We start from the raw sequence: 17,901 nt of genomic DNA, 5'->3' as shown, positions 1-17,901 counted from the left end.
AAATCCGGAGATAAATCTCATCCGTATTGAATGAACTGTCAATCAATGTTGACTGCTAGTGGCACGCCCTGCCGTCCTCACCCGTCGCCAATCGATCGAGGATGGGGCAGTCCGGCCGGTCATCCCCCTGACAATGGGTCGAAAGGTGCTGCAGCGTCATCACCATCTCCTGCAACTGGCGCATCTTCGCGGTCAACTCGTCGATATGCGTGGCGGCGATGCGCTTGACGTCCGCCGATGCACGGCCGCGGTCCTGCCAGAGCGCCAGCAGGTCGCGGATCTGGGCAATGGAAAAGCCCAGGTCCCGGGCGCGGCGGATGAAGGTGAGGGTGGCGAGATCCTTTGGCCCGTAGGTGCGATAGCCCGAGCCGGTTCGACCGGCCTCGTTGATGAGGCCGATCGCTTCGTAGTGGCGGATCATCTTTGCGGTCACGCCAGTGGCCGCCGCCGCTTCGCCGATGTTCATGCCAAACTCTCCTTGGTCTTGCCGGCGTTCCCGGCCGGACGGAACCGCTTCAACCGGAGTGCATTGCTGACGACGAAGACGCTGGACAGCGCCATCGCGCCTGCCGCGATCGCCGGCGACAACAGGATGCCGAAGGCTGGATAGAGCACACCGGCGGCGACCGGGATTAGCGCAACGTTGTAGCCGAAGGCCCAGAACAGGTTCTGGCGGATGTTGCGCATCGTCGCCCTGGACAGGGCAATGCCGGTGGCAACCCCGCGCATGTCGCCGGCCATCAGCACGATGTCGGCGCTTTCGATCGCGACGTCGGTGCCGGTGCCAATGGCAATGCCGGTGTCGGCTGCGGCAAGCGCCGGGGCGTCGTTGATGCCGTCGCCGACGAACGCGACCTTCTTCCTGCCGCCTTCAGAGAGTGACTTCACCGCGGCGACCTTTCCGTCCGGCAGCACCTCGGCCATCATCTTGTCGATGCCGAGCATGGCGGCGACGGCCTCGGCGGTGCGACGGTTGTCGCCGGTGATCATCGCCACCTCGATGCCCAGCGCCTTCAATTGCGCGATCGCCTCCTTCGTCGTCGGCTTGACCGGATCGGTGACGGCGAAGAGGGCGGCAAGGTTGCCGTCGATGGCCGCATAGAGCGGCGAGGCGCCCTGCGCGGCCAGCCGTTCCGCATCCCTTGCGAACGGCGTGACGTCCAGCCCGAGCATTGCCATGAAGCCAACCGAGCCGGCGTCGACCTTGTGGCCGGAGACGATCGCCGAGATGCCTCGGCCGGAATTTGCCTCGAAGGCTTCCGCAGCCGGGATGTCCAGCCCTTCCGACTTCGCTGCCTGATGGATCGCGAGCGCAATCGGATGCTCGGAACGGACCTCCGCGGCGGCGACCAGCGAAAGCACTTCGTTGCGATTGAAGCCGCCATTGGGGATGATCTCCGTTAGCTCGGGCCGGCCCAGTGTCAGCGTGCCGGTCTTGTCGACGGCGACGACATTGGTCGATTCCAGCGTTTGCAGTGCGGTGCCCTGGCGGAACAGCACGCCGAGCTCGGCCGCGCGGCCGGTGCCGGTGATGATCGAGGTCGGCGTCGCAAGCCCCATCGCGCAGGGGCAGGCGATGATCAGGACGGCGACGGCTGCGACCAACGCATGCGCCAGCGCCGGGCTCGGGCCCAACGCATACCAGAGACCGAAGGTGGCGACTGCGACCACGATGATCACCGGTACGAACCATCCGGTGACACGGTCAACCAGCGCCTGGATCGGCAATTTCGCCGCTTGCGCGTCCTCGACCATACGGATGATCTGCGACAGCACCGTATCGGCGCCGACGCGGGTGGCGCGGAAGGAAAACGATCCGGTCGTGTTCATCGTGCCGCCGGTGACGAGGTCGCCCGCCTTGCGCTCGACCGGCATCGGCTCGCCGGTGATCATGGATTCGTCGACGTAGGAACGGCCCTCCGTCACCTCGCCATCGACCGCGACCTTCTCGCCCGGACGCACCAGCACGATGTCGCCTGGAACGACGGCCTCGAGCGGAACGTCCACCGGCTGTCCGTCCTTCAGGATTCGGGCGGATGTGGCGCGAAGGCCGGCCAGGTGGCGGATCGCTTCGCCGGTGCGCCCCTTGGCGCGCGCTTCCAGGTAACGCCCCGCGAGGATCAGCGTGACGATGACGGCCGCCGCCTCGAAATAGACGTTAGCCGCGCCGCCCGGAAGCAGCCCGGGCGCGAAGGTCGCGACGGTGGAAAAGCTCCAGGCGGCTGCGGTGCCGATCACTACCAGCGCATTCATGTCCGGCGCGCCCCGCAGGAGGCTCGGAACCCCCTTCTTGAAGAAGCGCAAACCCGGTCCCGCCAGCACGAGCGTCGCCAGGACGAACTGGATCACGCGGCTCGTCTGCATGCCAAGTGTTTCATGGATGTAGTGCCCGAAGGCCGGCACCGCATGCGCACCCATCTCGATGACGAAGAGGGGGGTGGTCAGCACGGCAGCGACGATCAGCGCGCGGCGGAGTGCAGCGATCTCGCCGGCGCGGCGGTCCTCGTCGGAAGGTGTATCGGTCGTGGCGGCCTCGCGCACGGCCCGATAACCCGTCTTCTCGATTGCCAGCGCCAGATCGTCGAAGGTTACGGCACCGCGAAGGAAGCGAACCCGGGCGTGCTCGTTCGCAAGATTTGCGCTGGCGTCGATCACGCCGGGCACGGCTTTCAACGCCTTCTCGACGCGACCGATGCAGGACGCGCAGGTCATCCCCTCGACCGGAAACTCCAGCGTCTCCTCGGCAACGCCATAGCCCGCCGCACGGACCGCTTCGGCGACGGCCGACACGTCCGGCTTGCCGGTGAACGTCACGTCGGCCTTCTCGTTCGCGAGATTGACCGCCGCCCCCGCAACGCCCGGCACGTTTTCGATTGCCTTCTCGACCCGACGGACACACGAGGCACATGTCATGTCCTCGATGGAGAGCTTGATCGTCTGCCGGTCTTCCGGCTCGTTGACTGTGAGCATGATGCACGCTCCTTTCTTTGCCCAGATCGTGCACCTTCCCATGATGTCAAGGTCAAGAGATTTTTTTCCGAGTTCGCTTTCGGCTTACCCGCTGCAATTCCCATGGCACATGTGTTCGCCGGCCCATGCACGCACATTGACAGTGGCACGCAATGCGGGATTAATTTTAGCCGGGCGGATTACGGATGGGTGGATCAGCGTGACGTTCACGGACATCAAGACCCGGCTCTATCGCCGGATCAAGTACAACCTGCTTCGGCCGCGCCCGCCGCTGGCATCTGCGCCCTTCGATGGCCCAGTGGTCGTGGTCGGGTCCGCGCCCACTTCGAACAGACCGGCCGGTTTCGACGAGCGTTTTCGGGTGATCACCGTCAACGGATCCCAGATGGTGACGGCAAAGTGGGGGATGGAAAAGCCCGACATCACCTTCATGATGTTCAACCAGGTTCGCGGAGACAACACGAATGCGTTGGAGGTCAGGCGCGTTCTGAAGGGCCAGCGCACCGGCGCGCTCTATGTCCTGCTCTGGCGCGAGGGGCTCCACTCGTTGCGGGAGGGGTTGCAAGCCTTTGACTACCAGTATGATGACCTGCGCCTTATCGACCGCTATCAGCGCATGGCCCTTCTCGATCGCCTGTGCGGCTTGAAGAGCGACGAGTTGGACCGGGAATACAAGTGCTCGAACGGCATTTATGCAGCTCTGTTCGCCCTCTATAACGGCGCGCGGGCGGTGATCCTGACCGGAATCAGCCCGCAAGCGAACGGCCATGTCTATAACCAGGAAAATTTGCCGCGCTTCCACAAGGACATGGATCAGAAGGCTCTCCAGGCCCTTCGCGACCGTCGCTATCCCATCTTCACCGCCGACCCGGATGTCGCCGAATTAAGCGGAATACCGCTTTGGAACGGAGAGGGCTGACAGTCGGCCACCAGATCGCTTGGCGTCCTCCTTATTGCTGCACCACGCTTTCCCCACCGGTGAGGTCATCGTCGTGCAGTTTAATGCCATGGGTGGCGATGAAATCGACCATGGCGCGATCCTCCACCTCGGACTGCTCGATGTTCTGCATCGTAATCCTGATCTTTTCCGCGAACCGTTCGGCGGAAACAACATAATTGGAGCCACGCGCCATCTTTGCGGCCAACTCCTCCTCGGACTTGCTGTAGTAGTGATTGAGCTGGAGGTAGGCGTTGGAATAAAACTGCCGTTCCTTGCGCCCGCGTCGGCTGGTCCGAAAGCCCGCATCGTTCATCGTCAGGTCGCCGAACTGTCGCGTCTTGAACTGATGGATCGTCACCTCCACGACCTCGCAGGGATCCACGATGCATTTGAAATTGCTGGAGTGTTCCTGCCGTGCGAGCGGATCGGCGCACCGTCTCGTGTAGTTTTTGACGACAGGTCCGACGGGCCTAGTCTTGTGCCCGCTGGTTCCGAACATGTGCCAGGGGAGCGAGACGTTGGGGAAATCGCCGGTCGCGACGAGAGCGTCCTCGATCGTCGCCCCCTTTCGCGGCAACAGGAACTCGTCGGCGTCGATAAACGCCATCCGGCGAAAGCGGCCGCCGAAGTTGAGAATGGCATGCGCGAAGGCGTGCACCTGCCCATCGATGAGTTGGTCCGTCTTGCCCGACACGATCCGGCCGGCCCAGGGCACGATGGTCAACTCCTGAGGCTTCAGGATGCGGTGGAGAATGTCACAGGTCTCATCCGTCGATTCATTGTCATAGACAATGAAATGGCAAACACCGACGGCCCTGTGGAAGCGGACCCATTCTTCGATGTAGTGCCCCTCGTTCTTGATGCAGACGGCAATGGCAATTCCCCTTCGTCCGGGATCGGGCGCCGGCGGTGTAATGGAAAGTGCCTTGATGCCGCTTCTGTTTCTGCCAAACCAGCGCATTTCGCCTCCATCGGCCAGCGCGCACACGGGCGAGGTCGGTACTATACGGCCCGGCAGACCTCCGGGCCAGACCTAGTGCCGCCCGCCACGCGGCCGCTTCGCATTGACATCACTCCAGTCCTCATGCACACCTAAAAGCGGTTACAGTATCGGAATTCGAATTAAGGGCAGTAGATGAACTAAGTGAAGCGCCACAGGCGGAAGAAAGCGGAAGGTATCGGCATGAAAGACGACCTTATACGCATTTTTATCGGCTTCGATTCCAAAGAAATTGTCGCTTATCACGTCCTTTGTCAAAGCATAGTTGAACATTCCAGCGCCCCGGTGGCGTTTTTTCCGATCGTCCTCAACAATCTCGGCGGTATTTTCAACCGCGAACGCAATCCGTTGCAGTCGACGGAGTTTTCCTTTTCCCGATTCCTTGTCCCTTACCTGAGCAACTACGAGGGCTGGAGCATCTTCATGGATTGCGACATGCTTGCCCGTGCGGATATCGCCAAGCTCTGGTCCCTTCGGGATGACAGATATGCTGCTATGTGTGTCAAGCATGACTACGTCCCGAAGGTCGAGACGAAGTTTCTCGGCCAGACGCAAACGAAATATGAAAAAAAGAACTGGTCGAGCATGATCCTGTTCAACAACGCCAGATGCGAGGCGTTGACACGGGACTACGTCAACACCGCCACCGGGCTCCAGTTGCACCAGTTCAAGTGGCTCGCAAACGATGAGCAGATCGGCGCGATCCCGGTCGTTTGGAACTATCTGGTCAACGAGTACGAGTACCGCGAGGACGCCAACCTCGTCCATTTCACCGATGGCGGCCCCTATTTCGACGAGTACCGTAACGACGACTATGCGCCGGAATGGTTTGCGATGCGCGATCGTGTCGTTTCGGTGCAGCAGAAGTAGCCGGGATCGCCGTCGTGGAAACGCCGGGCCAGCCCGCGGACCAGGGCCTGCCTCCGCCGGGGGCGGCCGCGGGACTGACGCGGCCGGAAGAGTGGAGCCAGCTCCTTTCGTCCTACTCCCATATCGTGCTTGTCGCCAACAGCGCCGCGGTGGACGTCGCGGCACTGCGCACCCAATATCCGCCCACGGCTCTGTTCGTGTTCTTCAACCGGGTGTTCAAGGTGTTGGATCAGCCTTTCCGCGGACATGCCCTGCTTGTTTCGCGAGGGCAACCGCGCGGGTCGAATATCGTCTACCGCGGTGAAGTGGAGGAGGTCCTGTCCTTCTTCGAAACGGCTGATTTTCTCGGCATCATGAACATCAGGCTCAATGCGGAGGAGAGGCTCAATACGGCGGCGGACTTCAAGAACGCCCCGACCGGCCATCTGGACCTGCTCGGGCACTTCGATGATTTCTATACCGCCGGCAAGACGCCGACGAGCGGCTTTGCTGTCACCGTATGGTTGAGCGAACTGAGGCTGGCCTCCATGATCACACTGGCCGGCTTTTCGGCCAGACGGACCGAGCAGTGGCGGGTCGTGTCCGTCCACGACTGGACCTTCGAGCAGGTCTTTCTTCGCCTGATGGCGCGGCTTGGCCGAATTGCCATCCATGGCGGTGTGGGCGTCAACGCCTATCGCGCGCTCGCCGAGCGTTTTCCCGAGATTCCTCCGGCAGAAATTGCACTCACCGCGTCCGAAGTGCTGTCGGAACGGCTCTCCAACACCGACAGCGAAGTCGACAAGCTCATCTCGCTGACAAGCTTCATCCGCGCGGCGGACAATCTGCTGCGAGGGCTCAAGCCAGGGTTTTTGAAACGACGGTCGAATCGCAGCTGACCGATTTCCCGCCAAGCGGCAATCACCGAGGATAGCCGCTTTCCGGTGCAACAAGGAACGGCTGGACTGGAGAACGGCACCACCGCCCCTGTGCCATAGTGCTCAAAAAGCCTGATGGAATAGCGCCGGGACTCGGATTTTCGTCCGCGCTCGTCTATTCTACATACAGGATGCGCGACGATGAACTTGACGGACAACACCATCCTGATCACCGGTGGCGCGAGCGGAATTGGTTTCGCTCTGGCCAAAAGGCTTTCACAGCGCGGCAACCGGGTCATTATTTGCGGGCGGCGCCAGGCGGCCCTTGCAAAGGCGCAGGCGGCTGTGCCTGCATTGGTGACGCAGGTCTGCGACGTCGCTGATTCTGGAAGCAGGCAGGCTATGGTGAAGTGGCTGAACAGCCATCAGCCCACCCTTAATGTGTTGATCAACAATGCCGGCGTTCAGCACCGCCGCTCGTTTTGGGAGAGCGGCGCATTCGCCAGTCTCGATCAAGAGGTTGCCATCAACTTCACGGCTCCGATCCACTTGATCAGCGAGCTTCTGCCGCTCTTGCACCGACAGCGAGACGCCGTAATCGCCAACGTCAGCTCGGGGCTGGCATTCGTACCAATCGCTGAACTACCCGTTTACAGCGCCACAAAAGCCGCTCTTCACTCCTTGACGCTCTCCCTGCGTCATCAATTGAAGGAAAGCGGCATCAAGGTCGTAGAGATTGTCCCTCCCATTGTCGACACGGACCTCGGTGGCGGCAGGCGTAGCGCCCGAGCCGCACAGCAATATATGATGTCCGCTGATGATTTCGCCGCAGAAGTCCTCTGCCAACTGGAAGCAGACAAGAACGAAGTGCTGGTTGGCACGTCGGTCAATACCCGCACGCAGGGCGAGGCGATGTTCGAGCGCATGAACAGCCATTGAGCGGCATGCATGCGTTGACACCGAAACGAGATGTCGCCGGGAAGCGGGTCGAGCCTGGATACCTCTGACGAGGTGGCCGGTCAGAGCATGGGTGGCGTGCAGGCGCAGGCGACGACCGCGACGGTGCGTCCGATATTACGCAGGGTGTAGGGTTGGCGTCCGATCAGCTGATAGCCGCCCCCGCGCCGCAGCACACGCGTCACATCGCCGACCGTCACTTCGATCGTTCCAGTCAGCACGACCGCCGCCGTCTCGCCGTCATGGGCGATGGGCTCATCGCCGGTTCCCGCTCCCGGCTGGTAGCGCTCGATGAACATCTGCAGGTTCTTGTCGCGCCGCTCGGCGGCCATCACCCGCAGGTCGGCCTCGCCGCGCGCGACCACCGCCAGATCGTCATGGTTGTAGAACAGCACGTTCTGCTGTGACGAGGGCAGGGTAAAGAAATCGGCCATCGAGATCGGCACGGCCGAGAGAATCCGGTGCAGCGAAGCGAGCGAAGGGGAGTGCGCCTCCTGCTCGATCAGCGAGATGGTCGAGTTCGTGACGCCCGCCCGTTTTGCCAGTTCCCGCTGCGACAGACCCGCGCGCTTGCGCACCGCGCGCAACCTCGCGCCGATGTCAAGATCGCTGGCATCAACAGCGCTCGCCTCATCCTTTGCCAAAGCCGGTCTCCGCTCCATCCTGCCACTCTCCTGCATGCAACGCCCACCGCGGAATGGTGTTGAAGGCGATATGCGCAATGCAACCGGGCGCGTCAATGGCAACGGCACGCACGTGGGCGCTTGACTGTTCAAAATTTCGTGACATGTTTGTAAAAAAATCAAACACTATCTCTGGGAGGGACCTTTGAGCGCCATTGAAACCTTAGGCAAGCTTTCAGGCAAGCTTTTCCTCGGCGGCCAGTTCGTGGCGAGCACTGCCAGCGAGCGGCTCGACGTGATCGACCCGGCCACCGAGGATCGGATCGCTGAAATCGCGGACGCGACCGATGCCGAGGTGGATGCCGCGATCGAGGCGGCGCTGGTCGCCGGAAAAGACTGGAATGCGATCGACATGCGCAGCCGCGCCGTGGTCATGCACGAGATCGCTGCCGTGATGCGCCGCGACAAGGGGCTCTATGCCGAATACCTGACACGGGAAGAGGGGAAGCCCTACAAGGAAGCCCTCGATGAAGTGTCTTGGTGCGCGACCGCGATGGACTACTATGCCGAAGTCGCGCGTCATGAGGCCGGCCGCATCGCCGGCACGACGGTCCCGGGCCAGTTTCATTTCGCGGTGAAGGAGCCGCTTGGCACCGTCGTCATCATCCTGCCGTTCAACTATCCGCTCGTGCTCCTTTGCTGGGAGGCGGCGGCCGCGTTGGCCGCGGGCAATGCGGTAATCGTGAAGCCGCATGAGCAAACCAGCATCACCACGTTGAAATTCATGGAGCTGTTCGGCCCGCTGCCGGCGGGGCTGATGCAATGCGTGACAGGCGGTCCGCGGGTGGCGCAGCGGCTGATCGCCAGCCGGAAGACGCATGGTGTGGCCTACACCGGTTCCGTTTCCGTGGGGCAGGCCGTGGCACGCACCTGCGCGGAAACCTTCAAGCCCTGTCTGATCGAGGCCTCGGGCAACGACCCATTCATCGTCATGCCCTCGGCGCCGCTGGAAATCGCGGCGCGGGGAGCGGCGTTCGCGGCCTATCTCAATTGTGGGCAGGTCTGCACTTCGGCCGAGCGGTTCTATGTCCATGAGGCGGTGCATGATCAGTTCGTCGAGCTTCTGGTGCATGAGGCGAGAAAGTTGCGCATTGGCAATGGGCTGGAGGAAGTCGACATGGGACCGATGGCCACCCGTCGCCAGCGGGAGCGTTTCGAGGCGCTCATGGCCAGTGCCCGAAAGCAGGGGGCAAAGGTAGCGACGGGCGGCGGGCGTCCGGCCGGCCAGAACAAGGGCTGGTTCGTGGAACCGTCGGTGCTGACCGAGGTCACGCCCGATATGTCGATCCTGCAGGAGGAATCCTTCGGCCCGGTCGCGCCAATCTGCCGGGTGAAGAGCTTCGACGAGGCGATCGAACTGGCCAACCGTTCGGATTTCGGCCTGGGCGCCAACCTCTACAGTTGCGATACCGACGAGACCTTCCGGGCGGTTCGAGAGATCCAGTCGGGCATCCTCTGGATCAATGCACCACTCCTCGACAATGACGCGCTGCCCTTCGGAGGACGTAAGCTTTCCGGTAATGGCCGGCAGCTTGGTCCAGAGGGGCTGAACCAGTTCCAGAACACGAAGTTCGTGATGATCGATCCGAGCGCAAGCAGACAGGACTTCTGGTGGTTTCCCTATGCTAGCGCGGAAAGCTATCCGGGCACACGCTGAGTTAAGGAGGGGACGATGGCATCGGAATTCCCGGATCGAGCTGAAGCGGTGATCGTCGGCGGAGGGGTGGCCGGCTGTTCGGTCGCCTACCACCTGACAAAGCTCGGCATCACCGACGTGGTGCTCTGCGAGCGCAAGCAACTGACGAGCGGCACCACCTGGCACGCAGCGGGTCTTGTGACCCAACTGCGTGCGACGCGCCGCATGACGGAACTCGCCAAGTACACGGGCGAATTGTTCGGCGAGTTGGAAGCCGAAACGGGGCAGGCGACCGGCTTCAAGCGGAATGGCTCGCTCCGCGTCGCCAATACGCCCGCTCGCTATGAGGAATTGGCCCGCGGCGCATCGATGGGCCGGAATTTCGGCCTGCCGGTGGAGGCGGTGACGCCGGGAGACATCAAGGAGCGCTGGGACCCCATCAGCACCGAGGGCATCGTCGGAGGCTTCTGGTTTCCTCATGACGGGCAAGTGAACCCCGCCGATGTCACCCAGGCCTATGCCCGCGGCGCGCGAATGCGCGGGGCGCGGATCTTCGAGAACACCGGCGTCACGAAAATCCTGGTCGAGAACGGCAAGGCCGCGGGGGTGATGACCGACAAGGGGCTTATCCGCGCAAAGACTGTCGTCCTGTGCGGAGGGATGTGGTCGCGCGACCTGGCGGCCGAGGCGGGCGTCACCATTCCCCTGCATGCGGCCGAGCATTTCTACATCGTTACAGAGCCGGTCGCAGGGCTGCCGCGCAACCTGCCGGTGCTCTTCCTGGGCGACGAGTGGACCTACTACAAGGAGGACGCGGGCAAGCTGCTTGTCGGCTTCTTCGAGCCGAACGCCAAGCCGTGGGGCCAGAAGGGTATTTCGGAGGATTTCTGCTTCGGCACCTTGCCCGAAGACATCGAACACATCGCCCCGTATCTTGACATGGCGACGCGGCGTGTGCCGGTGCTGGAACGCACGGGCATCCAGCTGTTTTTCAACGGCCCCGAGAGCTTCACGCCCGATGACCGCTATCTGCTAGGCGAGACGCCGGAGGTGCCGGGACTGTTCTGCGCGACAGGCTTCAACTCCATCGGCATCCTCTCCTCGGGCGGGGTCGGCAAGGCGCTGGCGGACTGGATCCGCGACCGTCGTCCGCCGATGGAACTGATGGATGTCGACGTGCGTCGGATGCAGGCCTTCCAGTCCAACCGGAAGTACCTGGAAGACCGAACGACCGAGACCCTGGGCCTGCTCTTCGACATGCACTGGCCGAACCGCCAGTTCGAGACGGCACGCGGCGTGCGGCGCAGCCCGTTTCATGACCGGCTGGCCGCGATGGGCGCCTTCATGACCGAGGCAGCCGGTTGGGAGCGCCCCGGCTTTTTCGGCGCGCCGGGCACGGTGCCGAGCATCGGCTACTCCTATGGCAGGCAGAGCTGGTTTGACACCTGCGGCGAGGAGTGCCGCAACACGGCAGAGAACGTGACGCTGTTCGATCACAGCTGTTTCATCAAGTATCTGATTGAAGGGCGCGACGCGCAGCGGGCCCTGAACCGCATCTGCGCCAATGACATCGACGTTCCGCCGGGCCGCGTCGTCTATACCCAGTGGCTGAACGAGGTCGGCGGGATCGAGGCCGACGTGACGGTCACGCGGCTGTCGGAAAGCGCGTTCCTGGTGGTCACCATCGCCGTGTCGCAGCGTCGCGACATGGCCTGGCTGAAGCGACAGATGCCCGGCGATGCCCATGTCTTCGTGCAGGACGTGACCTCTGGCATGCCGATGCTGGCGCTGATGGGGCCAAAATCACGGGCGCTGCTGGAGAAGCTCACGCCGGCGGACCTGTCGGATGCAGGCTTTCCGTTCGGTACCAGCCGTGAAATCGACCTCGGCTATGCCCGCGTCCGGGCGAGCCGTTTGACCTACGTCGGCGAACTCGGCTGGGAGCTTTACATGCCCGCCGAATTTGCCGGCCATGTCTTCGAGAAGCTGGCCGAGGCCGGCGAAGGGCTGGGCCTAAAGATGGGCGGCTTCTTTGCCATCAACTCGCTGCGCATGGAAAAAGGTTATCGCCACTGGGGCCATGACATCGGCGAGGAGGATACGCCGTTGCAGGCCGGTCTCGGCTTTGCCGTGGCCTTCGACAAGCCGGGCGGTTTCATCGGGCGGGAGGCGCTGCTGCGTCAGCGTGAAAGGGGGCCGGTTGAGCGGCGGCTGGTCCAGCTTCGCCTCGAGACCGACGGTATCCCGCCGCATCTCTACCACAACGAGCCGATCCTGCGGGATGGCGAAATCGTCGGCTCCGTGACGTCGGGCGCCTATGGTCACCGGATCGGCGCCTCGCTTGGGATGGGCTACGTCACCCGACCGGGCGGCTTCGACGCCGAGTGGCTCGAAACCGGTCACTGGCAGGTGGAGATCGCCTGGAAGCGCTATCCGGCCCGGCTGCAACTGCGCCCTTGGTACGACCCGCGGGGGGAACGGCTGCGCGGGTGACAACATTCGCCTACCTCCCGGCTCGCTGAACCGGGAGCCAACAAAACGAGGGAACAATGGGAGGGAAGGAAATGGCGCAGGAAAGACTCCACCCGGAAGTGGAAAGACGACTGGCCCTGCTTGAGAGCGAGCAGAACCAGGGGGACGACTATGATGGCTCGGCCTGGCTTGCCCTGATTGGGTTGGGGATCGTGCTGCCGATCATCGCGCTCTGGCTGGCGAGGTAAGGGCGATGAGCAACACGACCGAAGCCGTCCTGATCGAGGCGGACAAGAGCGCCTGGCCGCTGCTGCCGGGCGAACGCACCTGGAGCGCCTGGCAGCTGGGCATCTCACTGGCCACGGCCGCCGCCGCGACGTGGTGCTACATCATTGGCGAGTATGTCGGCTACTACCTGAAATTCCGCGAAGGCTTCTTCACCCTTTTCGCCGGCAGCATGATCGGCATGCTGATCGTGGCGCTGGCCGCCGTGCCGGTGAGCATCCGGTTCGGTGTGGACTCCATCGCCTCGTCGAAACCGCAGTTCGGTTCGCGCGGCTGGGTGATCCCCGCGGCGATGCAATTCGTCTCGATCGTCGGCTGGAATTCACTCCTGCTGATCTTCTTCGCCAAATCGACCAAGCAGCTTCTGCTAGCGCTGGGATTGGCCAGCGATGGCTCCGGCAGCTTCCTCGTGTCGGCGACAGTGCTGCTGGCTTCGGCGCTGGTGTTCCTCTTCCTGCTCAAGGGTTCGTCCGGGGTCGAAAAAGTGGCCAAGATCCTCGTGGCGCATGTTTTTGTCGGTTTCTGGATGCTCTACATCCTGCTGACCCAACGCTGGGACGATCTTCAGGCGGCAACTCCGGCGTATGCCTCCGACCAGCCGCTGTGGAACTACACCACCGGGGTTGAGATCGGCATCGTTTCGCTGCTGTCGTGGTGGCCCTATATCGGTGCGATGGTACGAATGGTTCCGAATGGTCGCAAAGCGGCGCTGCCGATCATGGTCGGCATGGGCGCACCGGTCCCCCTCCTTTCTGCAATCGGCATTGCTGGGATCCTCGTTCTTCAGGTTTCCGATCCCGCCGAATGGATGCGGACGGTCGGAGGACCGGTCTACGGGGTGATCGCGCTGCTGTTCGTGGCCGCGGCCAATCTCGGAACTGCGGTGGCCGGCGTCTACTCGTCGTCGATCGGGCTTCGGCATTTTCCGGCGCTTCAGAACCTTCGCTGGCCGGCACTGCTGTTGATCTCGATCGCGCCGGTCGGAATCGTCGGACTGTTCATCCCGGACCTGTTCTTCGCCAATTTCGGCACGTTTCTGGCCTTTATCGGGCTCGGCTTTGCGCCCCTCTGTGGGATCCAGATCACCGACTACTACTTCCTGAGGAAGCGCAGTATCGACGTGCGGGGACTGATGGAAAGCGGACCGCACAGTGTCTATCGCTTCTGGGGCGGGTTCAATCCAGCGTCGATCATCGCGATGGGTGCCGGGATCCTGACCTATCTCTACCTGCTGAACCCGATCACCTATGCCAGCCGTTGGCCGTATGAGTATGTGACCGCGTCGTTGCCAACCGCCATTGTTGCGGGAGGTGTCTACGCATTGGTCACCACTCTGGTGGTGCGCCGCTCAGGCAAGGGCGGCTACCGGTACAAGTCATGACCGGGAATTTGAACCGCTAGAAGAATGGTCTCTGCTAGCGCGTGTTCGGCTATTCGGAGCGGATTCGGTAAACTGTAATTCTACACACCCCAGTTTTCCGGAACCGCTCCGAATATGCCCGCCAAACACCGACGCGGAAGGCCCGCCTCACCGGAGTGAGGCGAGCCTACGACTGCTCGAAAAAGATACCCGACGGAGGCGGACCCCAGGGAGAAAAGCGACGCCCCCAGCCGTGGGGCTCAGCCTTCGCCCATTCCTTCGGCCGGCTTGGCGGCGCTTCCTTCGCGCACCTTCCGCTCAATGTGGCCACCGTCTCCCTTTGAAGATGCACCTCGGCGGCGACCGAGGACGCTCCATTCAGGCGGAGTTTGCCGGCGCCGCGAGCCCGTGGAAGTACTGCTCCACTACCCGCATCGTCTTTCGATAGTGAGCGTCGAGGAGGGATGTTGCCTCGGCTGCGTCACCCTCCATGGCGGCCTTGGCGATCGCCTCATGTTCGCGATTGTAGTCTGTGCGGGCGTTGCGTGACGTGGCCGCGACCGCCCGGTATCGATCTGACTGCTCGCGCAAATCGTCGCAGATCGCCAGGATCTTCGGCGAGCCGCAACGCGAGATCAGGGCGCGGTGAAAGCGATGGTGGTAGACCTCCCATTCCGCGTTCCTGAGGGTGCGAGCCTCATCGTGAAACCGGGGGATGCGAAGCAGCCTGTGCAGGCTCACGACGATCTCGTCGCGCCACTCCTCGGTGCCATTGGCGATCGAGCGCCGCAGCGCCTCGATTTCTATCATGCAGCGTGCTTCGAGAAGGTCAGTCCACACATCCAGAGAAATCTGCGAGACCGAAAACCCCCTGTGGTCCTCCAGGTGGACCAGCCCCTCGGCCACCAGGCGGTTCAGTGCCTCCCGGACGGGATTGATGGCGGTCGTGAACCGCTGCCGCAGGTGCTCGATGCGCAGCCTGCTCCCCGGGGGTAGCGAGCCTTGCAGGATGTCCTTGCGCAGTTCGAGCGCGATCTGGCTGGCCGCCGTCAGCTTGTGGAACTCGTCGTCCTTGGATTTCCGCATTCTCGTTTCCTAGCCCATGACACGCATAGCGCACGGTTGACATTCCGGGCAATATGGAATTTTACTTCGCTTCGAACAAAAAATCCATCATTTGACGAGGAGAAAAAATCATGGATTGTTTTAAGCGTTGGGTGGCAGGAGCTTTGCTCAGCGTGATGGCGGGCCATGTGGCCTATGCTGGAGATATCGTCGTCGCGGTTCCGAATCCCTCCGCGATCCTGCTGCTGCCGATCGTGGCTGCCCAGGGTGAGGGATACTTTGCCGAGGAAGGCGTCAACGTCTCGATCGAAGCGCTGAACGGTTCGGGGGCGGTCATTCAGGCTCTCGCCTCGGGCCAAGCGCAAATCGGCAACCCGGGCGCCGGCCCGCTCCTGCTGGCGCGTGACCGCGGTGTCGAGATCACCAACATCTACCGGCTCAACCCGCTCAGCTCGTTCGCCATCGTGGTGCCGGAAGGCGCCGGGATCGCGTCGGCCGAAGGCTTGCGCGGCAAGACCATCGGGGTTGGTACCGCTGACGGCTCCGAGACGGCATTCGCCCGCTCAATCCTGAACGAGGCCGGCCTGCAGGAAGGCACCGACTATACCTTCCTCGTCGTTGGTGATGGCGGTCAGGCTGCCGCGGGCTTCCTGCGCGGCGACATCGATGCCTATGCGGCCGCGACCAACGACGCGGCGATCCTCAACGCTCGCGGCGTCAAGCTCGAAAATATCACGCCTGCAAAGTACAAGACCTTCTTCGGCAACGCGCTGGCTGCAATGAACAGCTACCTTGGGGAGAATCGCAAGGATGTCGAAGGCTTCGGGCGTGCGGTGGTGAAAGGCGCCAAGTGGGCGGCCGACCCTGCAAACCGCGAAGCTCTCCTGGCGCATATCGGTGCCGAGAACCCGCAGGAGGTCGAAGACAAGGCGTTTGCCAATGCCCTGATCGACCAGATCATCATTCGTCAGACGCCGTTCGATCCGGCAAAGGGGCATGGCTACCAGGATCATGAAGCCTGGGTTGCGTGGCAGGACAGCCTCGTCGCCTCCGGCGAACTCGCAAAACCGCTTGATGACCTGTCGGCGGTCTACACCAACGACTTCATAAATTTCTGGAACGGCAAATGATCAATCCCCGTCCAGCGGACAGTCTGGACAAAGGTGCGGGGGCTTCGGCCCCCGCAGTCTACAGAGTCCGCAATCTCCGCAAGACCTTCGCCCGCCACAGCGTCACTGCCCTAGAGAATACGAGCTTTGACCTGCCGCGCGGCAGCTTTACGGCTGTGATTGGCGCATCCGGATGCGGCAAGTCCACCCTTCTGAAGATCATGGCGGGTTTGGTGTCCCCATCCGAAGGCTCGGTCATGCTTGCGGGCAAACCGGTGCTTGGCACCCGGTCGGATATCGGCATGATGTTCCAGCACGCAGTGCTCCTGCCCTGGAAGACCACCATTGAAAACATCCTCATGCCGATCGAAATCCAGCGGGGCAAATCGGCGGCGAAGGCGAAGCGAGCCGATGCCGAAGCTCTAATGGATCTGGTCGGTCTCAAGGGGTTCGAGGACGCCTATCCCTCCGGCGGCATGCAGCAGCGCGCCTCCATTTGCCGCATGCTCATCACCGAGCCGGAAATCCTGCTCCTCGACGAGCCCTTTTCGGCGCTCGACGAGCTGGTGCGCGAGCACATGAACATGGAACTTCAGCGCATCTGCCTGGCACGGCAAGCGACAGCGTTCCTGATCACCCACTCGATTCCCGAGGCGGTGCTGCTCTCCGATACCATCTTTGTGATGGGCTCGCGGCCGGGCCGCATCCTCGAAGAGGTCAAGATCGACCTTCCGCGCCCGCGCACCCTCGACATGATGCTGGAACCGCGCTTCGCCGAGCTTGTTGCCTACATCCGCAACCGTCTCGACCTGGGGGTGAACCATGGCAATTGAGGTCACCCGCGCGCCGGCATCGGTCGCGCTGGCAGAAGAGTTCCCCTCGACGGTCTGGAAGGAGGAGGATTCTCTCATCGACCGTATCCCGCGGCCGGTCGCTATCGTCGGTCTCGGGCTTGCCATTGTCGCCATATGGCACTTTGTGACCATGTCCGGCGTGATCAACGCCATCATTCTGCCGACGCCCGCGATGGTGTGGACGCAGATTGCGACTGTCGGCCTCAACCTGGCGACGGGCGGCTACATGCTTGCTGCCCTGTGGATCACGGCGCAGGAAGTGCTGATCGGCTTCGTCATCGCCGCCGTTCTGGGCACCGCGCTTGGCACGCTGGTCGGTGAGACCAAATTCGGCGCCCGGGCCGTCATGCCGTACCTCGTTGCCATCGACACCATGCCCAAGATCGCCTTCGCGCCGCTGTTCGTCGCATGGCTGGGTTTCGGGCTGGAGAGCAAGATCGCTTTGGCGACCTTCGTGTCGGTGTTCCCGATCATCGTCGGCACCGCTTCCGGCCTGCAGGCCGCCGAAGAGAACGCCCATATGCTCTTCCGCACCATGGGAGCCTCACGCCTCCAGAGCCTGCTGAAGATGAAGTTCCCGTTCGGCCTGCCGCAGATTTTCACGGGCCTGAAGATCGCGGCGCTCAGCGTCATGGCCGGCGCGATCACTGCGGAGTTCCTCGGCGGCGGCAAGGGCTTTGGCGAACTTATCCGCGTTGCGGCCTCCCAACTCGACACCGCCCGCGTCTTCGCGCTGATCATCTATCTCAGCCTCGTCGGCCTGACGATGTATGGGGCAGTGATGTTGGCGGAACGCAAAATCGTCTTCTGGCAACGTCGCCAGTCGAGTGAATAATACAGAAG

At 62.5% G+C, this 17,901-nt stretch carries 16 protein-coding genes; 11 read left to right on the top strand and 5 right to left on the bottom strand.

Annotated elements, in window-relative coordinates; genetic code table 11:
- Positions 1–55 precede the first annotated feature (55 nt).
- Positions 56–466, bottom strand: a complete 411-nt coding sequence (cueR, locus tag J2Y48_RS10655; RefSeq protein ID WP_310416957.1) for a Cu(I)-responsive transcriptional regulator — start codon at positions 464–466, stop codon at positions 56–58.
- Positions 463–2,970 (bottom strand): heavy metal translocating P-type ATPase, encoded by a 2,508-nt coding sequence (locus tag J2Y48_RS10650; protein WP_310416954.1) that lies wholly within the window; start codon positions 2,968–2,970, stop codon positions 463–465. The genes cueR and J2Y48_RS10650 overlap by 4 nt, the downstream gene beginning before the upstream one ends.
- A gap of 178 nt (positions 2,971–3,148) precedes the next feature.
- Here J2Y48_RS10650 and J2Y48_RS10645 point away from each other — a divergent pair, with 178 nt between their 5' ends.
- Entirely contained in the window at positions 3,149–3,889 is a 741-nt protein-coding gene (locus tag J2Y48_RS10645; protein WP_405030213.1) for a membrane-anchored protein, read from the top strand.
- 31 nt (positions 3,890–3,920) lie between these two features.
- On the opposite strand, the gene J2Y48_RS10640 is transcribed toward J2Y48_RS10645, so the two are convergent.
- Positions 3,921–4,871 (bottom strand): glycosyltransferase family 92 protein, encoded by a 951-nt coding sequence (locus J2Y48_RS10640; protein WP_310416951.1) that lies wholly within the window; start codon positions 4,869–4,871, stop codon positions 3,921–3,923.
- 222 nt (positions 4,872–5,093) lie between these two features.
- On the opposite strand from J2Y48_RS10640, the gene J2Y48_RS10635 reads away from it, so the two are divergent.
- The 3 genes from J2Y48_RS10635 to J2Y48_RS10625 all read left to right on the top strand — a co-directional run bounded on the left by J2Y48_RS10635 (position 5,094) and on the right by J2Y48_RS10625 (position 7,576).
- Positions 5,094–5,780, top strand: a complete 687-nt coding sequence (locus J2Y48_RS10635; protein ID WP_310416949.1) for a glycosyltransferase — start codon at positions 5,094–5,096, stop codon at positions 5,778–5,780.
- Positions 5,781–5,794: 14 nt separating this feature from the next.
- Positions 5,795–6,658 carry a 3-deoxy-manno-octulosonate cytidylyltransferase gene (locus J2Y48_RS10630; protein WP_310416947.1) on the top strand — a complete coding sequence of 288 codons (864 nt, stop codon included), beginning with the start codon at positions 5,795–5,797 and terminating at the stop codon, positions 6,656–6,658.
- Between the two features lie 180 nt (positions 6,659–6,838).
- Positions 6,839–7,576: an SDR family oxidoreductase gene (locus J2Y48_RS10625; RefSeq protein ID WP_310416945.1), complete on the top strand. Its 738-nt coding sequence runs from the start codon at positions 6,839–6,841 to the stop codon at positions 7,574–7,576.
- A gap of 80 nt (positions 7,577–7,656) precedes the next feature.
- Here J2Y48_RS10625 and J2Y48_RS10620 read toward each other — a convergent pair whose 3' ends face one another.
- Entirely contained in the window at positions 7,657–8,238 is a 582-nt protein-coding gene (locus J2Y48_RS10620) for a helix-turn-helix domain-containing protein (RefSeq protein ID WP_310416942.1), read from the bottom strand.
- A gap of 184 nt (positions 8,239–8,422) precedes the next feature.
- On the opposite strand from J2Y48_RS10620, the gene J2Y48_RS10615 reads away from it, so the two are divergent.
- From J2Y48_RS10615 to J2Y48_RS10600, 4 genes are all read left to right on the top strand, one after another.
- The gene (locus tag J2Y48_RS10615) at positions 8,423–9,934 is read left to right on the top strand and encodes an aldehyde dehydrogenase family protein (RefSeq protein WP_310416939.1); all 1,512 of its coding nucleotides are present in this window, start codon (positions 8,423–8,425) and stop codon (positions 9,932–9,934) included.
- A 15-nt stretch (positions 9,935–9,949) separates the two neighbouring features.
- Positions 9,950–12,406 carry an FAD-dependent oxidoreductase gene (locus J2Y48_RS10610; RefSeq protein WP_310416937.1) on the top strand — a complete coding sequence of 819 codons (2,457 nt, stop codon included), beginning with the start codon at positions 9,950–9,952 and terminating at the stop codon, positions 12,404–12,406.
- A gap of 71 nt (positions 12,407–12,477) precedes the next feature.
- The gene (locus J2Y48_RS10605; protein ID WP_310416934.1) at positions 12,478–12,633 is read left to right on the top strand and encodes a hypothetical protein; all 156 of its coding nucleotides are present in this window, start codon (positions 12,478–12,480) and stop codon (positions 12,631–12,633) included.
- A 5-nt stretch (positions 12,634–12,638) separates the two neighbouring features.
- Complete coding sequence (locus tag J2Y48_RS10600; protein WP_310416932.1) at positions 12,639–14,051, top strand: cytosine permease; 1,413 nt, start codon at positions 12,639–12,641, stop codon at positions 14,049–14,051.
- A gap of 357 nt (positions 14,052–14,408) precedes the next feature.
- On the opposite strand, the gene J2Y48_RS10595 is transcribed toward J2Y48_RS10600, so the two are convergent.
- Positions 14,409–15,116, bottom strand: a complete 708-nt coding sequence (locus J2Y48_RS10595; RefSeq protein ID WP_310416929.1) for a GntR family transcriptional regulator — start codon at positions 15,114–15,116, stop codon at positions 14,409–14,411.
- A gap of 110 nt (positions 15,117–15,226) precedes the next feature.
- On the opposite strand from J2Y48_RS10595, the gene J2Y48_RS10590 reads away from it, so the two are divergent.
- From J2Y48_RS10590 to J2Y48_RS10580, 3 genes are read left to right on the top strand one after another with little or no spacing between them, the layout of a single operon-like run.
- Complete coding sequence (locus J2Y48_RS10590) at positions 15,227–16,225, top strand: ABC transporter substrate-binding protein (RefSeq protein ID WP_310416926.1); 999 nt, start codon at positions 15,227–15,229, stop codon at positions 16,223–16,225.
- Positions 16,222–17,037, top strand: coding sequence for an ABC transporter ATP-binding protein (locus J2Y48_RS10585; RefSeq protein WP_310416924.1), 816 nt, complete (start codon positions 16,222–16,224; stop codon positions 17,035–17,037). Before J2Y48_RS10590 ends, J2Y48_RS10585 begins: the two co-directional genes overlap by 4 nt.
- Positions 17,027–17,893 (top strand): ABC transporter permease, encoded by an 867-nt coding sequence (locus tag J2Y48_RS10580; RefSeq protein WP_310416919.1) that lies wholly within the window; start codon positions 17,027–17,029, stop codon positions 17,891–17,893. The genes J2Y48_RS10585 and J2Y48_RS10580 overlap by 11 nt, the downstream gene beginning before the upstream one ends.
- Positions 17,894–17,901 lie beyond the last annotated feature (8 nt).

It is taken from the genome of Mycoplana sp. BE70 (genome assembly GCF_031455855.1).
Classification (GTDB): Bacteria; Pseudomonadota; Alphaproteobacteria; order Rhizobiales; family Rhizobiaceae; genus Mycoplana.
The sequence above is the reverse complement of the archived record's forward strand: the minus strand, read 5'-3'. Positions and strand labels throughout refer to the sequence as shown.